This window comes from Citricoccus sp. SGAir0253, assembly GCF_005877055.1.
Taxonomy (GTDB): Bacteria; Actinomycetota; Actinomycetes; order Actinomycetales; family Micrococcaceae; genus Citricoccus.
On the sequence record NZ_CP039424.1, the window covers coordinates 2,627,439 to 2,644,323 of the forward strand.

A 16,885-nucleotide genomic window follows, 5' to 3' on the forward strand; every position below is an offset into this window, starting at 1 on the left:
ACGATCCATGGAGCGGTGCGCTGGGTCACACGAGGCCCCCGCCGCGGGCCCCCGGCCCCACCGGACAGAACCGATCCCCCGACGACCCCGTAGAGGTACCCAGACGTGACGACACCCAGTACGACAGCCACGACGACAGCCAGGACGACGCAGGGCTCCCGGGCCAACCAGCGGCGCGTCGCCGCGGCCACCCTCGTGGGCACCACCATCGAGTGGTACGACTTCTTCATCTACGCCACGATCGCCGGGCTCGTGTTCCGCGACCTCTTCTTCGCCCCCGCCGGCGCGGGCTTCGCGCAGGTCGTCACCTTCGCCTCGGTCGGCATCTCCTTCCTGTTCCGCCCCCTCGGCGCGTTCCTCGCCGGTCACTACGGGGACAAGCTCGGCCGCCGCGTCATCCTCGTCGTCACGCTGGTGATGATGGGCGGGGCCACCACGCTCATCGGCGTGCTGCCCACCCACCAGTCGATCGGCCTCGCCGCCCCGCTGCTGCTGCTGGTGCTGCGCGTGCTGCAGGGCATCTCCGCCGGCGGCGAGTGGGGCGGCGCGGTGCTGATGGCCGTGGAGCACGCCGAGCCGCGCCGCCGCGGCCTGGCCGGCGCCTTCCCGCAGCTCGGCGTGCCGCTGGGCATGCTGCTGGCCACGGGCGTCACCGCCCTGATGACCGGCATCGTCTCCCCGGGCGAGGCCTTCGTCGAGTGGGGCTGGCGCGTGCCGTTCCTCGGCTCCATCGTGCTGATCGTCCTCGGCTACCTCGTGCGCATCGCCGTGGACGAGTCGCCGATCTTCCAGGAGATCGCCGAGGCCAAGGAGCGCGAGTCCGTCCCCGTGGTGGAGCTGTTCCGCAGGTACTGGGCGCTCGTCGTCCTGGCCGCCCTGGTCTTCGTGGGCAACAACGCGGTGGGCTACATGTCCACGGGCGGCTTCATCCCCGCCTACGCCACCGGCGAGGGGGTCGGCATGGAGCCGACCGCCGTGCTGGTGGCCATGACCTTCGGCGCGGCCGTGTGGTTCTGCTCCACGCTGGGCGCGGGCATCCTCTCGGACCGGATCGGCCGCAAGCCCACCTACCAGATCGGCTACGCGTGGCTCGCGCTGACCGTGTTCCCGCTGTTCTGGCTGATCGACACGGGCGAGATCGGCATGCTCTACCTCGCCCTGTTCCTCGTGTGCATCGGCACCGGGCTGACCTACGGCCCGCAGGCGGCGCTGTACTCGGAGCTGTTCCCGGCCTCCGTGCGCTTCTCCGGGGTCTCCATCTCCTACGCCATCGGGGCCATCCTGGGCGGTGCCTTCGCCCCGATGATCGCCCAGGCCCTGCTGGAGCGCACCGGTGGGTCCACGGCCATCTCGGCCTACCTGCTGGTCACGGTCGTCCTCGCGTTCGCGGCCGTCAGCCTGGTGCGGGACCGCCGCGGCATCGACCTGTCCATCCGCAACCAGGCCGAGCAGGAGACCGGCGCCACGGTGTTCGGCCCCGCCCGCCCGCGGCACGAGCGGGTCTCCGCCTGACCCCGACGCCCGGGCGTGCGCCTCGCTCCCGGCCGGGCGCCCGGGCAGGCTCCCCCTACGGCAGGAGGCCGGTCCACCCCGCGGGGTGGACCGGCCTCCTGCCGTTCCGTGCCGGGTGCGCCGGCGGGACGCTCAGGCCTGGGCGGCCTGGCGTCCGGCGGCCTGGCGCTCGGCGGCCTCGACGACGTTGGCCAGCAGCATGACGCGGGTCATGGGGCCCACGCCGCCCGGGTTCGGGGCCATCCAGGCGGCCTTCTCGGCCACCGCGGGGTCCACGTCGCCGGTGATGCGCGCCTTGCCGTCGGCGCCCTCCACGCGGGAGACGCCGACGTCGAGGACGACCACGCCCTCCTTGACGTCCTCCGGGGAGACCATGTGCGCCACGCCGGCCGCGGCGATGATGACGTCGGCCCGGGCCAGCTCGGCCTTGAGGTCCTTCGTCCCGGTGTGGGCCAGCACCACGGTGGCGTTGACGTCCCGGCGGGTCAGCACGAGCCCGGCCGGGCGGCCGATGGTCACGCCGCGGCCGATGACGAGGACGAGCTTGCCGTCGAGGTCGATCCCGTAGTGCCTCAGCAGCTCCACGCAGCCCTTGGGCGTGCACGGCAGCGGGGAGTCGAGCTCGCCGCCCACCGAGGCCACGAGGCGGCCCAGGTTCATCGGGTGCAGGCCGTCGGCGTCCTTGTCGGGGTCGATCGCCTCCAGCACGCGGTCCGTGTCGATGTGCTTGGGCAGCGGCAGCTGCACGATGTAGCCGGTGCAGGCCTCGTCCCGGTTGAGCTCGTCGATCACGGCGAGCAGCTCCTCCTCCGTGGTGGAGGCCGGCAGGTCCTTGCGGATCGAGGCGACGCCCACCTCGGCGCAGTCGCGGTGCTTGCCCGCCACGTACGACTGCGAGCCGGGGTCCTCGCCCACGAGGATGGTGCCGAGGCCGGGCACGATGCCCTGCCCGCGCAGCACCTCCACCCGGCGGGCGAGGTCCTGCTTGATGTCCGCGGCCGTGGCGCGGCCGTCGAGGGTCTGTGCGGTCATGGGGCGATCACGCTTCCTTGCGGGGGTGGGCGGGGAGGGTACCGGTCGTCGTGGGGGCCGCGGGCGCGGTCACCACTGCTCGAGGCCGTCGTAGAGCGGGAAGTCCTCGGCGAGCCTCTGCACGCGGGCCTTGAGGGCGTCCGCGTCCGGGGAGGGCTTCAGCGCGGTGGCGATGATGTCCGCCACCTCGGCGAACTCCGTGGCGCCGAAGCCGCGGGTGGCCAGCGCGGGGGTGCCGATGCGCAGGCCGGAGGTCGTCATCGGCGGGCGCGGGTCCCACGGGATGGAGTTGCGGTTCACCGTGATGCCGATCTCGTGCAGCAGGTCCTCGGCCTGGCGGCCGTCCAGCTCGGCGTTGCGCAGGTCCACCAGGATCAGGTGCACGTCCGTGCCGCCGGTCAGCACGGACACCCCGTGCTCGGCCACGTCCGCCGCGGTCAGCCGCTCGGCCAGGAGCTGGGCGCCCTCCACGGTGCGGCGCTGGCGCTCGGCGAACTCCTCGGAGGCGGCGATCCTGAACGCCACGGCCTTGCCCGCGATCGCGTGCATGAGGGGCCCGCCCTGCTGGCCGGGGAACACCGCCGAGTCGATCTTCTTGCGGTACTCGTCCTTGGAGAGGATGAAGCCCGAGCGCGGACCGGCGAGGGTCTTGTGCACGGTGGAGGTCACCACGTCGGCGTGCGGCACCGGGTTCGGGTGCAGCCCGGCGGCCACGAGGCCGGCGAAGTGCGCCATATCCACCCACAGCTTGGCGCCGACCTCGTCGGCGATCGAGCGGAAGGCGGCGAAGTCGAGCTGGCGGGTGTAGGCGGACCAGCCGGCCACGATGACGGCGGGCCGCTCCGCGAGGGCCTTCTCGCGGACCTTGTCCATGTCGATCCGGTAGGTGTCCGGCTCCACCTCGTAGGCAGCGATGTTGTAGGTCTTGCCGGAGAAGTTGAGCTTCATGCCGTGCGTCAGGTGCCCGCCGTGCGCCAGGGACAGGCCCATGAGGGTGTCGCCCGGCTGCATCAGGGCGGTCATCAGGGCCACGTTGGCCTGGGCGCCGGCGTGCGGCTGGACGTTGGCGTGCTCGGCGCCGAACAGGGACTTGGCGCGCTCGATGGCGAGGTTCTCCGCCACGTCCACGTACTCGCAGCCGCCGTAGTACCGCCGGCCCGGGTACCCCTCGGCGTACTTGTTGGTCAGCACGGAGCCCTGGGTCTCCAGGATGGCGCGCGGCACGAAGTTCTCCGAGGCGATCATCTCCAGGGTCCCCCGCTGGCGTCCGAGCTCCTGCTCGAGGACGGCGGCGATCTCCGGGTCGACATCGGCGAGCGGACGCACGTTGATGTTCTGGGACGTCGTGCTGGTGGGCTGGGTCACGGTGGCTCCTGCTGGCGTGGTCACGGATTCTTCACTGGCGGCCGGACCCAGGCGGACGGTCCGGCCACCGCCGGGCCGGTGCTGCCCGTGCCCGGGGGCGCCGCTTCCCGGTGGTGGTCCACCTGCGCCAGTCGCGGCCTGCGCCCATCGTAGCGCGGCGCCCGATGCCGCCCGTCACATGTTCCGGGACCGCCACGACTGCCATACTGCGGGCGTGAGCACCCCGCCGGACAGCGCCTCCTCCCCCGACCCCGCCGGGCCGCTGCTCGACGTCGTGGTGGTGGGGGCCGGCCAGGCCGGTCTCAGCGCGGCCGGGCAGCTGCTCCGCAAGGGACTGCCGCCCGGGTCCGGCTTCGTGGTGCTGGACGCCAATGACGGTCCCGGCGGGGCCTGGCGCCACCGCTGGGACTCCCTGACCTTCGACGCCGCCCACGGCATCCACGACCTGCCGGGTCTGCCCCTCGGTGCCCCCGACCCGGCCGAGCCCGCCAGCCGCGTGGTGTCCCGGTACTACGGGGAGTACGAGCGCCGGCTCGGGCTGCCGGTCGTGCGCCCGGTCGCCGTGGCGGCCGTGGACCACCGCGAGGGCGGCTTCACCGTCACCGCCGCGGACGGCCGGACATGGCGCGCCCGGGCCGTCATCAACGCCACCGGGACGTGGGACAGCCCGTACGTCCCCTACTACCCGGGCATCGCCGACTTCACCGGCCGGCAACTGCACACGCGGGGCTTCACCGCGGCGGGGGACTTCGCCGGCGAGCGCGTGCTCGTGGTCGGCGGCGGCACCTCGGCGCTGCAGTTCCTGCTGCAACTGCACGAGGCCGGCGCCCGCACCGTGTGGAGCACGCGCCGGGCCCCGGACTGGACGGACCGCTTCTTCGACGCCTCGTGGGGCGTGGACGTGGAGGCCTCCGTGTCCGCGCGCACCACCATGGGCCTGCCGCCCCTGTCCGTCGTGGCCGCCACGGGCCTGCCGGTCACGGAGCAGTACCTCGCCGGGCTGGTCTCCGGGATCCTCGTCAGCCGCGGCCCGCTGCGCCGCGTCACCCCCACGGGCGCGGTCCTGGACGGCCCCGGCCCCGACGGCGGCTCGGTCCCCTCCCAGGGGCACGTGGCCGACCGGCTCCTGGGCCCGGGCGGGCGGGCCGACGGCGGGCTGGAGCGGGTCCCCGCCCTGCCGGGGCGGGCGTGCACGGCGGTCTCCGCCGAGGACCCCCTGACCACGTGGGAGACGCCGCTGGACACCATCCTGTGGGCCACCGGCTTCCGCGCCTCGCTGGACCACCTCGCGCCGCTGCACGTGCGCGAGCGCGGCGGCGGGGTGCGGATGGACCGCGACGGGGTCGGCGTGGTGCGGATGCCCGGGCTGTTCCTCGTGGGCTACGGCGCCTCCGCCTCCACGATCGGGGCCACCCGGGCCGGTCGCCGGGCCGCCGTGCGGGCCGCGCAGTACGTGGCCTGAGGGTCCCCGGCCGGGAGCCGCCGCGGGGCCGCGCGCCGGGCGTCCTCGGGCCGGATCCGGGCGTCCTCGGGCCGGATCCGGACGTCACCGGGCTGGATCCGCTCCCTGCGGTGCCGGTCGCCGCCCCGCCCGGCACCGTTCACGCGCCGTTCCCCGGGGGGCTTGTTTTGAGTAACTCAGAATATGGCATACTGGCGAGCATGACCCACGTCACCGGCCCCGGGCCGGACCCCGAGCAGGAGCACGCGCCCGGCGCCGCCTCCCTGCCCTGGGCCGCCCGCCTGCGCGGCGCGGGACTGCGGGTCACCCGGCAGCGGCTGGCGGTGCTGGACGCCCTGGACCACTCCCCCCACGCCACCGCGGACCAGGTCCTGGAGCACGTCCGCCGCTCCCTGCCGGAGATCACGGTGCAGTCCGTCTACACCGTGCTGCACTCCCTCACGGACGCCGGACTGCTGCGCCAGCTGGACCTGGCCAACTCCCCCGCCCGGTACGAGACGCGCGTGGAGGACAACCACCACCACGCCGTCTGCACGGCCTGCGGCCGCATCGAGGACGTGGCCTGCGCCGTCGGGCACGCGCCCTGCCTGACCCCCGCGGAGACGCACGGGATGACCATCCGGGTCGCCGACGTCGTCTACCAGGGACTCTGCGCGGACTGCGCCCGCCGGCAGGCCGGGGACCACCCCGGCCCCGGCGCCCCCAGCCCCCGGGACGCCCACCAGGGCTGACCGGACCTTCCACCCCACCCCCGACCAAGGAGAACGTGATGACGGAAACCACTCCGCACGCCACCGGTTCGACCACGCAGGCCGGCATCCCGGCCGTCAGCGACCGCAACTCGCTGACCGTGGGCAACAACGGCCCCATCGTGCTGCACGACCACCACCTGGTGGAGACGCTGGCGCACTTCAACCGGATGAACGTCCCGGAGCGCCGTCCGCACGCCAAGGGCTCCGGCGCCTTCGGCACCTTCGAGGTCACCGAGGACATCTCGCAGTACACCAAGGCCGACTTCCTGCAGCCGGGCAAGAAGACCGACCTGCTGGCCCGCTTCTCCACCGTGGCCGGCGAGCTCGGCTCCCCGGACACCTGGCGGGACGTGCGCGGCTTCGCGCTGAAGTTCTACACCGAGGAGGGCAACTTCGACCTCGTCGGCAACAACACCCCGGTGTTCTTCGTGCGCGACCCCATGAAGTTCCCGCACTTCATCCGCTCGCAGAAGCGCCTGCCGGACTCCGGCCTGCGTGACGCCACCATGCAGTGGGACTTCTGGACCCAGAACCCCGAGTCCGCGCACCAGGTGACCTACCTGATGGGCCCGCGCGGCCTGCCGAAGACCTGGCGCCACATGAACGGCTACTCCTCCCACACCTACTCCCTGGTCAACGCCGAGGGCGAGCGGTTCTGGGTCAAGTGGGCCTTCAAGTCCCGGCAGGGCGTCGAGTTCCTCTCCAACGAGGAGGCCCAGGAGCTGGCCGGCGCCAACGCCGAGTACCACCGCCAGGACCTGTTCGAGGCCATCGGCCGCGGCGAGTTCCCGGTCTGGGACGCCTACCTGCAGGTCATGCCGTACGAGGAGGCCAAGACCTACCGGTTCAACCCCTTCGACCTGACCAAGGTCTGGTCCAAGAAGGACTACCCGCGCATCAAGGTCGGCACCATGACCCTGAACCGCAACCCGGAGAACTTCTTCGCCGAGATCGAGCAGTCCGCCTTCTCCCCGGCCAACATGGTCCCGGGCACCGGCAACTCCCCGGACAAGATGCTGCTGGGCCGCAACTTCGCCTACGCGGACGCCCAGCGCTACCGCATCGGCACCAACTTCCAGCAGCTGCCGGTCAACAAGCCGATCAACGAGGTGCACACCTACAACTTCGAGGGCAACATGTGGTACGAGCACACCGGTGCCCGCTCCGTGTACGCCCCGAACTCCTTCGGTGACTCCTGGTCGGACCAGACCGGCCCGGTGGACAACGGCTGGGAGGCCGACGGCGAGCTGGTCCGCAGCTCCTACGACCTGCACGCCGAGGACGACGACTTCGGCCAGGCCGGCACCCTCGTGCGCGAGGTGTTCTCGGACGCCCAGCGCGACGAGTTCGTGCGGACCGTCGCCGGCGCCCTGGACGGCGTCAAGGAGCCGGTGCTGTCCCGCGCCTTCCAGTACTGGAAGAACGTGGACGCCACCATCGGCCAGCGCATCGAGGACGCCGTGAAGTCCGCCGCCGAGGGCGCCTCCGTGCCCGGCATGGGCGCGGACGAGGGCGAGACCGTCGGCGTGGGCCGCTGATCGCCTGAGGTCCTGACGACGGGGCCCGCACCTGCCGACGGCAGGTGCGGGCCCCGTCCCGTTCCCGGGCGGCGCCGGGCCGGACCGGCCCAGGCGCCCCCTCAGGCGCCCCGGTGGCTGCCCGTCGGGCCGTCCTCGTCCGCCGGCCGGTCGACGACGGTCTCGCCGTCGCCCGCGGTCCACGAGTCCACGTCCTGCACCACGTCCGGCTGCGCCTGGGTCGGGCGCTCCCCCGCCACCGGTGCCGCGTGGCGGCCGCGCGGGCCGCGGTCGTCGGGCCCGCCGAGGCCGTCCGCGTCCGTCCGGTCGCCCCGGAGGTCCCCGGCCAGGCCGCTCGCGCGCCGGTCCCCGCGGTCCTCGCGGCGGTCCGGCACGCCGTCGCCGTCGCGGTCCCGTTCCGTCCAGTCCTCGTCCTCCGGGGCACCCTCCCGGCGGTCGGCGACGCCGTCGCCGTCGCGGTCGCGCCCGGTCCACCCGTTCCCCGTCGAGGTCCCCTCGCGGCGGTCCGGCACGCCGTCGCCGTCGCGGTCCCGTTCCGTCCAGTCCTCGTCCTCCGGGGCACCCTCCCGGCGGTCGGCGACGCCGTCGCCGTCCCGGTCGCGCACCCCGGCGCCGGCGACGCCGTGGCGGCGGTCCTCCTGGAGGGTCTCCAGCGGGTCGGAGCCGTCCCGGCGCCGCCCGTCCCGGTCCGTGTCCACGGTGGGATCCTTGCGGTCGGCCTCGCGCAGCTGCGCCTCCAGGGCACTGGCCGAGGTCTGGGCCTCCTGCCGCCGGCCCTCCGCGGCGGCGCGGAGCTGGCGGGCCCGCTCCTCGGCGGCGGCGGCCTCCTGCTGGGCGGCCGCGGCGGCCCGGGACTCGGCCTCCAGGCGCTCCTGCTGCCGGGCCGCGTCCTGGCGCAGGCGCTCGGCCTCGAGGCGGTCCGCCTCCCGCCGGCGGGCCCGACGACGGCTGCCGACGACGAGGGCGATCACCACCAGGATGACGATCACCACGATCGCGATGATGAGCCAGAGGATCTGCTGGTCGGTCATGACGTGTCCTTTGCGGTTGCCGGGTCCACGCCGGGCCGCTGGCCGCCCCGGCGGGCGCCGCCGCGGTGGGTACCGGCGGCGACCTCACGTCGCCCACTGTGCCACAGGGAGCACGCCCGTCCCATGGCTGGGAGCGCTCCCGTCACCCGGGCGGCCACATTACGGTCATGATGTACGTCACTATGGCCAGAGATATAGGATCGCCCCCATGAGCGCTTCCCCGTCGACCGCGAACCAGACCAAGATGGTCCTGTCCCTGTCCTGCACCAATGCCCGTGGGATCGTCCACGCCGTCTCGGGCGCCCTCCTGTCCGTGGAGGGGGACATCACCGAGTCCAAGCAGTTCGACTCCCCCGAGTCGGGCAACTTCTTCATGCGGGTGGAGTTCGTGACCCCGCAGCCGCTGGAGCGCGTCCGCGAGGCGCTGGAGCCGGTGGAGGAGGAGTTCGGCATGGAGATCGGCCTGTGGGAGGCCTCCCGCAAGACCCGGGCCCTGATCATGTGCTCCAAGGACGGACGCACCCTGAACGACCTGCTGTTCCAGCAGCGCGCCGGCACCCTGCCCATCGACATCCCCGTCATCGTCTCCAACCACCTCGAGCTGCAGCCGATGGCCTACTTCTACGGCATCCCCTTCGTGCACATCCCCCTGATCAAGCGCCCCGACGGCACCGACAACAAGGCCGAGGCCGAGGCCCGGCTGATGGAACTGGTCAACGAGTACGACATCGAACTGGTCGTGCTGGCCCGCTACATGCAGGTCCTCTCCGATGACCTGTGCCGCAAGCTCGGGGGCCGGGCCATCAACATCCACCACTCCTTCCTACCCTCCTTCAAGGGCGCCAAGCCCTACCACCAGGCCCACGAGCGCGGGGTCAAGCTCATCGGCGCCACCGCCCACTACGTCACCCCGGACCTGGACGAGGGCCCGATCATCGACCAGACCGTCCAGCGCGTCACCCACGCCCAGTCCGCCCGGGACTTCGTCAACATGGGCCGCGAGGTCGAGGGCTCCACCCTGTGCCGGGCCGTGCGCTGGCACGCCGAGCACCGGGTGCTGCTCGACGGCAACCGCACCGTCGTCTTCGACTGACCCACCACCCCCCCTCGCGCGCACGCAGCGCGCGCACCAGGGCCCGGCCGGCCCCGGACCCCCGCCCCCCGGCGGGGCCCGGACCCGGCCGGGCCCCGCCGCGTCCACCCCCCGGCCGGCCACTGGGCGCCGGTCCGCCGCGCCCCTAGTCTGGTGACATGGCACACCTGATCACCATCGCCGGCGCCACGCCGTCCGTCCACGAGTCCGTCTTCCTGGCCCCCACCGCGACCCTGTCCGGGGATGTCGCGCTCGGCGCCGAGTCCTCCGCGTTCTACGGCGTCTCCGTGCGCGGGGACAGCGCCCCCATCCGGGTCGGGGAGCGCACGAACCTCCAGGACAACGTCGTCCTCCACGCCGATGCGGGCTTCCCCTGCACGCTGGGGCAGGACATCTCGGTGGGCCACTCCGCCGTGGTCCACGGCGCCACGGTGGAGGACGGCTGCCTCGTGGGCATGTCCGCCACGATCATGAACGGGTCGGTCATCGGCGCCCGGTCGCTCGTCGCCGCCGGGGCGCTGGTGCTCGAGGGCACCGTCGTCCCGCCGCGCTCCCTCGTCGCCGGGGTCCCCGCCAAGGTGCGCCGGGAGCTCACCGACGAGGAGGTCGCCTCCCTCGCCAGCAACTCCTCGCACTACGTGGAACTGGCCGCCGCGCACCGCGCCGCCACCTCCTGAGCCGGGGTCGGGCGCCGGCACGCCGCCGACCCCGGCCCCTCTACGGGCCGGCGCCCTGCGGGCCGGACGGTCGATGCCGTCCCGCCCGCAGGGCGCCGTGTCCGACCGACTGCCGGGCCGGAGCGGCCAGTGGCGGTCAGGCGCGCTGGGTGTCCCGCTCCCGCGCGACCGCCAGTTCCCGCTCACGTTCCTCGGCGGCCATCCGGGTCAGTTCGGCGCCGGCCTCCGCATCCCGCGTGAGGTTCTCCCCCGACTCGGGATCGAAGATGTGGATCCGCGAGGTGTCCACCCACAGGTCCACCGGTTGGCCCGGACGCACGCGGGACTCGGCCGAGAGCGTGGTGACGACCTGGGGCCGCAGCTCGTCGGCGTCCATCTCCGCGGCCAGTGTCGAGAGCAGGCCACGGGTCCGCTCGTCCGGCTCGAACTCGATGTAGCCGTACTGCTCGTGGCCCAGCCACTCCAGGTGCGAGAGCTGGGCGCTGAAGACCGAGCCCTTGGAGCGCTTGGACTCGTCCACGAGGGAGGCGTCCTCGAAGAACTCCGGACGCAGGCCGACGAACACCAGGTCCTTGCCCCGCGCCACGGCAGCGCGCTCGGCCGGGACCGGGATGTCCCCGATCGGAGAGGACAGCACGGCCCCGCCCCCGTCCTCCCGCAGGTGGGCCGGCAGGAAGTTCATGGACGGGGAGCCGATGAAGCCGGCCACGAACAGGTTGACGGGCTGTTCGTAGAGCTCCCGGGGGCTGGCCACCTGCTGCAGGATCCCCTTCTTGAGCACCGCCACCCGGTCCCCGAGGGTCATGGCCTCGGTCTGGTCGTGGGTGACGTAGACGCTGGTGACCCCGAGCCGGCGCTGGAGCTGGGCGATCTCCGCGCGCATCTGGCCGCGCAGCTTGGCGTCCAGGTTGGACAGGGGCTCGTCGAAGAGGAACGCGTCCGCGTGGCGGACGATCGCCCGGCCCATGGCCACGCGCTGGCGCTGGCCGCCGGAGAGGTTGGCCGGCTTGCGGTCCAGGTGCTCCGTCAGCTCGAGCAGCCGGGCGGCGTTCTGCACCTTCTCGTCCACCGAGCCGTTGCCGCCGCCGTCCTTGGCCAGCCGCAGGGGGAAGGCGATGTTCTCGTACACCGTCAGGTGCGGGTACAGCGCGTAGTTCTGGAACACCATCGCCAGGTTGCGGTCCTTGGGGGCCGCCTCGTTCATGCGCTTGCCGTTGATGAGCAGTTCCCCGGAGGTGATGTCCTCCAGGCCGACGATCATCCGCAGCAGCGTGGACTTGCCGCAGCCGGAGGGACCCACGAGGATGACGAACTCCCCGTCGGCGATGTCCAGGGAGACGTTGTTCACCGCCGGGAAGCCGTCGTCGTACTTCTTGACGATGTTGTTCAGCGTGATGGAGGCCATGAGGGATTGCCTTTCGTTCTCGTGCTGGCTGCGCTCAGCCCTTGACCGCGCCAGAGGTCAGGCCGGCGACGATCTGCTTCTGGAAGAGCATGACCAGCAGCACCACGGGGATGGTGACGATGATCGCTGCGGCCGAGATCGCCCCCGTGGGCGACTCGAACTGGGAGGCGCCCGTGAAGAACGCCAGGGCTGCGGGGACCGGCCGGGCGGCCTCGGTGGATGTCAGGGAGATGCCGTACACGAAGTCGTTCCACGCGATGAAGAAGGCGATGATCGCCGTCGTGAAGACACCGGGCGCGGCCAGCGGCACGATCGCCTTGCGGAACGCCTGCAGCGGGGTGGCCCCGTCCACCTGCGCGGCCTGCTCCAGCTCCCAGGGGATCTGCTGGAAGAAGGCCGCCAGCGTCCAGATGGAGATCGGCAGCGTCAGGGACAGGTACGGGATGATCAGCCCGGGCCAGGTGTCGTAGAGCCCGATCGTGCGCCACATGTTGAACAGCGGGGTCACGAGCGAGATGACCGGGAACATGGACACCATGAGCGAGACCGTCAGCACGATCTTCTTGCCCGGGAAGTCGAGCCGGGCGATCGCGTAGGCGCACAGGGTGGCCAGGACCACGGCGATCGCCGTGGCGATCAGGGAGATCCCGATCGAGTTCCACAGGGCGGTCAGGAAGAGCTCCTGGGAGTCGCCCACGAAGATCTCCTGGTAGTTGACCCCGGACCACGTGGTGGGCAGGAACTTCCCGTTCGACAGGTCGGCCGGCGTCTTGAAGCTGGTGGCCAGGATGGAGGCCACGGGGAACAGGCACCACACGGCGACCAGGATGGTGATCACCCACCAGCCGATGGTCGTGTTCCGCTTGGCCCGCCGGGCCTTGTTCTGTCCCTCCACCTCCTCCGGGGTGAGGGTCTCGGCGCCCGCGGCGCCGCCGGCTCCAGCGGGGCGTGCGCCCCGGGCAGTGCTCACGGTGCTCATTTGCGTCCTCCCCGTCCGCCGGCCAGGTCCACGTTGAAGACCTTGACCGCGATCAGTGCGATGATGCCCACGCACAGGAACAGCACGACCGAGACGGCCGAGCCGAGCCCGATCTCGAGTCGCCCGATCGAGGTGCGGTAGGCCAGCAGCGACAGCACCTCGGTGCCGTAGGCGCCGTTGGTCATGATGAAGACCGAGTCGAAGACGCGGAAGGCGTCCAGGGCCCGGAAGAGGACGGCCACCATGATGGCCGCCTTCATGTTCGGCAGGATGACCCGCCACAGCCGCTGCCACCAGTTCGCCCCGTCCACGGCCGCCGCCTCGGACAGGTCGTCGGGGACCTGGGCGAGCCCGGCGAGCAGCAGCAGGGAGATGAAGGGGGTGGTCTTCCAGATCTCCGAGAACATGATCACCAGCAGGGCCGTGCTGCCCTGGGCGAACCAGTTCAGCTCGGCGTCGATCCCGGGCAACCAGCTGAACCAGTTGTTGATGAAGCCGGAGTCGATGCTGAACATGTAGTACCAGGAGAAGGCCGAGACCACGGTGATGATCCCGTAGGGCACGAGGATCACCGTGCGGACCAGCCCCCGGGTGGCCTTGATCGCCTTGTGCATGATCATCGCCAGCGCGAAGCCGAGGATCAGCTCCACGAACACCGTGACCACGGTGATCAGCGCGGTCACGCCCAGCGCGCTCCAGAACACCCCGTCGGCGAGGATGGTGGCGTAGTTCTGCAGGCCGATGAACTCCCGCTCGTCCGGGGCGGTGAGGCGGTAGTTGAACAGCGAGTCCCACAGGGCCTGGAGCACGGGGTAGAAGATGACGGCGACCATGATGATGAACGCCGGTCCCGCCAGCCACCAGCCCAGCCGCGCCTCGGCCCTGGACCGCTCCGAGCGGGGCGCCCTGCGGCGTCCGCGCCGGGCGGACGGATCCTCGGCCGCGTCGGGATCGACGGCCGGCACATTCGTCGGAACAGAGGTCACAGCAGCGACTCCCCTCGCAGCACTTCCTGGATGAACTGGCCGGTCTCGGCCGGAGTGGTCTCGGGGTTCACGCTCGACGGCGGGGTGAACCGCTGCTGGATCGCGGTGGAGACCTCGTTGTAGTACGGCGTCTGGGGCCGCGGCTTGGCCAGGTCGAGGGAGTCACGGATGACCGGGGCCATCGGGAACTTCTCCTCGACGCTGGGATCATCGAAGGCACTCGCGCTCGAGGGCGGGTTGCCGTTGGTGACGAAGTACTGGGTCTGGTGCTCCGGGGTCACGATGCACTGCACCGCGTCCCACGCCAGGTCCTGGTGCTCGGAGGCCGCCCCCACGCCCAGGTTGATGCCGCCGAGCGGCGGGGCCGGGTCCTTGCCCTCCTCCATGGCCGGGTACAGGCCCCAGCCGATGTCATCCGGCAGGTCCGCAGGCAGGGCCCCGTCCTCCACGGCGCCGTTGGTGGCCGGCCAGACGAAGGGCCAGTTGACCATGAACGAGCCCGAGTCGCCCTGGAACAGCAGCATCGACTCGTTCTCCGCCTGGGTGGCCAGGCCGGCGCTGCCCAGGCCCTCCTGGCCGATCGTGGAGATGACCCCGGCCGCGGCGCGGCCGGCATCCGTGTCCAGCCCCAGCCGGACCTCGTCCGCCGAGGCCTCGGGGTTCTCCAGGATGTGGCCGCCGGCCGACTCGATGAGGGCGTTGAGCCACACGGTCATGGACTCGGCCCGCGCCCCCTGGACGCCGATCTCCTTGTCCTGGTCCGCTGCCGCCTCGATGAGCTGGTCCCACGTGACCTGCCCCTCCATGTCCAGCCCGGCCTCCTGGGCCACCGACTTGCGGTACCAGAGCAGCTGGGTATTGGCCCAGAACGGGACGGTGACGACCGTGTCCTTCCAGGTGGCGCCGGCCAGGGCGCCCTCCAGGGTGTCCTTCGTGGTCGCCTCGACCACGTCCGACGGCGGCACGGCCAGGAAGCCGGGCTCGGCCAGTTCGGGGATGAACGGCGGGTCGAGGGACATGATGTCCATGGACGTGTCCCCGGCCGCCAGCCGGCGGGTGAGCTGCTCGCGCTGGGAGGCCGCCTCGTTCGGGAGGACGGACGTCTCGATCCGGTAGGCGCCCTCGGCCTGCTCGGTGCACTGCTGGGCGATCTCGGCCTGGCCGCCGTCGTCCGGGTTCGTGTACCAGGTCAGCACGGGGGTGTCGTCGGCCGGGGCGCACCCGGCGATCACCAGGGCCGCCGTGGCGGTGACCGCCACCCCAGCCCACCGGCGCGCGCTGCCCCCACTCCGTCGGAATTGCCTCATCAGTCGCGTACCTCCGGTCCGGTTCCCACTCCACGGCGCCCTGGCTGCCGGCCGCCGGGTCCCCCGAGGGAGCCGGTCCCACCGTGTCACGGGTCACCGTCTGGGGGGAAGCCTATGCCTGAAGTGGACGTTTCCCAAGGGGCGGCCCCCGCCCCCTCGTCCTCGTCGCCCGGACCACCGCGGCCCGCCCATGGCCTACGCTCGATCCATGGGCACCGAGGTCGAGTCGAGCACGTACACCCGCTCCGAGCGCACCCGCTACCGGGAACGGCTGGAGGCCTCCCTGGAGGAACTGAAGGCCTACCTCGCCGCGGGGGAGTTCTCCGACGCGGGACGGATCGGCCTCGAGCTCGAGCTGAACCTCGTGGACGAGGACCACCAGCCGGCCCCGCTCAACCACGAGGTGCTCGCCGCGATCGACGACCCGGCGTTCCAGACCGAGCTGGGCCGGTACAACATCGAGCTGAACCACCCCTCGCTGACCATCCACGGCCACGGGCTGAAGGACCTCGAGGAGTCGCTGCGCGCCGAACTGGACCGGGCGGACGACCGGGCCGTGCGCGCCGGGGCGCACCTGTACGCCGTCGGGATCCTGCCGACCCTGGACGGGGAGGACCTGGCCGGGGAGGGCTGGATCAGCGAGGGCAACCGCTACGCCGCCCTGAACACGGCCGTGCTCGAGGCCCGCGGGGAGGACATCCTCATCGACATCGAGGGGCCCGAGCACCTGTCCTACTACGCCAAGGACATCGCCCCGGAGTCCACGTGCACCTCGATGCAGCTGCACCTGGAGGTGTCCCGGGAGCGGTTCGGGCCGGTGTGGAACGCCGCGCAGTCGATCGCCGGCCCCCAGGTGGCGCTGTCCGCGAACTCGCCGATGTTCCTGGGGGCGCGGCTGTGGGCCGAGACGCGCATCCCGGTGTTCCAGCAGGCCGTGGACACCCGCGGGCCCGAGCTGGCCCGCCAGGGAGTACGGCCCCGCGTGTGGTTCGGCGAGCGCTGGATCCAGGGCATCGAGGACCTGTTCGAGGAGAACATCGCCTTCTTCCCGGCGCTGCTGCCGGAGCGGCCCTCCCCCGAGGCCGCGGCGCCGCGGGCCTCGGGCGCGCCGGCCCTGCCCGAGCTGCTGCTGCACAACGGCACCGTCTACCGCTGGAACCGCCCCATCTTCGACCCGGGACGGGACGAGCGGACCACGGAGACGGGCACCATCCCGGCCCTGCCGGCCAACCTGCGGGTGGAGAACCGGCTGCTGCCCGCGGGGCCCACCGTGGTGGACATGGTGGCCAACGCGGCGTTCTTCTTCGGCCTGGTGCGGTACCTCGTGGACCGGGAGGAGAACCCGTGGGAGCGGATGTCCTTCGCGGTGGCCCGCACGAACTTCTACGAGTGCGCCCGGCACGGGCTCAACGCCTCGGTCTACTGGCCCGGCTACGGCGACCTGCCCGTCACCGAGCTGCTGGACCGGCACCTGCTGCCCGCCGCGCGGCACGGCCTGGAGCTGCTGGACGTGGACGACGCCGTCGCGGACGGCTACCTGGACGTGCTGACCGGCCGCACCCGGACCGGCCAGAACGGCTCCACGTGGATGACCCGCTCCCTGGCCCGGCTGGAGGACGCCGGGCTGTCCCGCGGCCGGGCGCTGGCCCGGCTGGTGCGGGACTACGGCGAGCACATGCGCTCCGGTGAGCCGGTACACACCTGGCCCCTGCCGTAGCCGGTCCCGGCCGGTCACGTGCACGACGC

The 16,885-nt window shown here is 72.3% G+C and carries 14 protein-coding genes; 7 read left to right on the top strand and 7 right to left on the bottom strand.

Annotated elements, in window-relative coordinates; translation table 11 throughout:
• Window positions 1-105 precede the first annotated feature (105 nt).
• Window positions 106-1,512: an MFS transporter gene (locus E7744_RS11520; protein WP_137774235.1), complete on the top strand. Its 1,407-nt coding sequence runs from the start codon at window positions 106-108 to the stop codon at window positions 1,510-1,512.
• A gap of 132 nt (window positions 1,513-1,644) precedes the next feature.
• On the opposite strand, the gene E7744_RS11525 is transcribed toward E7744_RS11520, so the two are convergent.
• Window positions 1,645-2,544 (bottom strand): bifunctional methylenetetrahydrofolate dehydrogenase/methenyltetrahydrofolate cyclohydrolase, encoded by a 900-nt coding sequence (locus E7744_RS11525; RefSeq protein ID WP_137774236.1) that lies wholly within the window; start codon window positions 2,542-2,544, stop codon window positions 1,645-1,647.
• 69 nt (window positions 2,545-2,613) lie between these two features.
• Complete coding sequence (glyA, locus tag E7744_RS11530) at window positions 2,614-3,909, bottom strand: serine hydroxymethyltransferase (RefSeq protein ID WP_137774237.1); 1,296 nt, start codon at window positions 3,907-3,909, stop codon at window positions 2,614-2,616.
• Window positions 3,910-4,123: 214 nt separating this feature from the next.
• Between glyA and E7744_RS11535 the strand changes: the two genes are divergently transcribed.
• From E7744_RS11535 to E7744_RS11545, 3 genes are all read left to right on the top strand, one after another.
• Window positions 4,124-5,371 carry an NAD(P)/FAD-dependent oxidoreductase gene (locus tag E7744_RS11535; protein WP_246858426.1) on the top strand — a complete coding sequence of 416 codons (1,248 nt, stop codon included), beginning with the start codon at window positions 4,124-4,126 and terminating at the stop codon, window positions 5,369-5,371.
• A 200-nt stretch (window positions 5,372-5,571) separates the two neighbouring features.
• Entirely contained in the window at window positions 5,572-6,102 is a 531-nt protein-coding gene (locus tag E7744_RS11540) for a Fur family transcriptional regulator (protein ID WP_137774239.1), read from the top strand.
• Between the two features lie 38 nt (window positions 6,103-6,140).
• Entirely contained in the window at window positions 6,141-7,661 is a 1,521-nt protein-coding gene (locus E7744_RS11545) for a catalase (protein WP_137774240.1), read from the top strand.
• A 101-nt stretch (window positions 7,662-7,762) separates the two neighbouring features.
• Here the strand turns inward: E7744_RS11545 and E7744_RS11550 are convergent, their stop codons facing one another.
• The gene (locus E7744_RS11550) at window positions 7,763-8,692 is read right to left on the bottom strand and encodes a hypothetical protein (protein WP_137774241.1); all 930 of its coding nucleotides are present in this window, start codon (window positions 8,690-8,692) and stop codon (window positions 7,763-7,765) included.
• Between the two features lie 208 nt (window positions 8,693-8,900).
• Here E7744_RS11550 and purU point away from each other — a divergent pair, with 208 nt between their 5' ends.
• Window positions 8,901-9,785, top strand: a complete 885-nt coding sequence (gene purU, locus E7744_RS11555; protein WP_137774242.1) for a formyltetrahydrofolate deformylase — start codon at window positions 8,901-8,903, stop codon at window positions 9,783-9,785.
• A gap of 158 nt (window positions 9,786-9,943) precedes the next feature.
• Window positions 9,944-10,462 carry a gamma carbonic anhydrase family protein gene (locus tag E7744_RS11560; protein ID WP_137774243.1) on the top strand — a complete coding sequence of 173 codons (519 nt, stop codon included), beginning with the start codon at window positions 9,944-9,946 and terminating at the stop codon, window positions 10,460-10,462.
• A 136-nt stretch (window positions 10,463-10,598) separates the two neighbouring features.
• On the opposite strand, the gene E7744_RS11565 is transcribed toward E7744_RS11560, so the two are convergent.
• The 4 genes from E7744_RS11565 to E7744_RS11580 are packed head-to-tail and all read right to left on the bottom strand — an operon-like array spanning window position 10,599 to window position 15,139.
• The gene (locus tag E7744_RS11565) at window positions 10,599-11,867 is read right to left on the bottom strand and encodes an ABC transporter ATP-binding protein (protein WP_137774244.1); all 1,269 of its coding nucleotides are present in this window, start codon (window positions 11,865-11,867) and stop codon (window positions 10,599-10,601) included.
• Window positions 11,868-11,901: 34 nt separating this feature from the next.
• The gene (locus E7744_RS11570) at window positions 11,902-12,846 is read right to left on the bottom strand and encodes a carbohydrate ABC transporter permease (protein WP_246858427.1); all 945 of its coding nucleotides are present in this window, start codon (window positions 12,844-12,846) and stop codon (window positions 11,902-11,904) included.
• Entirely contained in the window at window positions 12,843-13,832 is a 990-nt protein-coding gene (locus E7744_RS11575) for a carbohydrate ABC transporter permease (RefSeq protein WP_371415342.1), read from the bottom strand. The genes E7744_RS11570 and E7744_RS11575 overlap by 4 nt, the downstream gene beginning before the upstream one ends.
• Window positions 13,829-15,139: an extracellular solute-binding protein gene (locus E7744_RS11580; protein ID WP_137774245.1), complete on the bottom strand. Its 1,311-nt coding sequence runs from the start codon at window positions 15,137-15,139 to the stop codon at window positions 13,829-13,831. Before E7744_RS11580 ends, E7744_RS11575 begins: the two co-directional genes overlap by 4 nt.
• 208 nt (window positions 15,140-15,347) lie before the next feature.
• On the opposite strand from E7744_RS11580, the gene E7744_RS11585 reads away from it, so the two are divergent.
• Window positions 15,348-16,856 (top strand): glutamate--cysteine ligase, encoded by a 1,509-nt coding sequence (locus E7744_RS11585; protein WP_137774246.1) that lies wholly within the window; start codon window positions 15,348-15,350, stop codon window positions 16,854-16,856.
• The last annotated feature ends 29 nt before the right edge of the window (window positions 16,857-16,885 follow it).

What these genes read in the sequence shown, in the direction of transcription:
- E7744_RS11525 (WP_137774236.1), bottom strand. Translation starts at nt 2,544, where the DNA reads ATGACCGCACAGACCCTCGACGGCCGCGCCACGGCCGCGGACATCAAG.
- E7744_RS11540 (WP_137774239.1), top strand. Translation starts at nt 5,572, where the DNA reads ATGACCCACGTCACCGGCCCCGGGCCGGACCCCGAGCAGGAGCACGCG.
- E7744_RS11545 (WP_137774240.1), top strand. Translation starts at nt 6,141, where the DNA reads ATGACGGAAACCACTCCGCACGCCACCGGTTCGACCACGCAGGCCGGC.
- E7744_RS11550 (WP_137774241.1), bottom strand. Translation starts at nt 8,692, where the DNA reads ATGACCGACCAGCAGATCCTCTGGCTCATCATCGCGATCGTGGTGATC.
- purU (WP_137774242.1), top strand. Translation starts at nt 8,901, where the DNA reads ATGAGCGCTTCCCCGTCGACCGCGAACCAGACCAAGATGGTCCTGTCC.
- E7744_RS11560 (WP_137774243.1), top strand. Translation starts at nt 9,944, where the DNA reads ATGGCACACCTGATCACCATCGCCGGCGCCACGCCGTCCGTCCACGAG.
- E7744_RS11565 (WP_137774244.1), bottom strand. Translation starts at nt 11,867, where the DNA reads ATGGCCTCCATCACGCTGAACAACATCGTCAAGAAGTACGACGACGGC.
- E7744_RS11570 (WP_246858427.1), bottom strand. Translation starts at nt 12,846, where the DNA reads ATGAGCACCGTGAGCACTGCCCGGGGCGCACGCCCCGCTGGAGCCGGC.
- E7744_RS11580 (WP_137774245.1), bottom strand. Translation starts at nt 15,139, where the DNA reads ATGAGGCAATTCCGACGGAGTGGGGGCAGCGCGCGCCGGTGGGCTGGG.
- E7744_RS11585 (WP_137774246.1), top strand. Translation starts at nt 15,348, where the DNA reads ATGGGCACCGAGGTCGAGTCGAGCACGTACACCCGCTCCGAGCGCACC.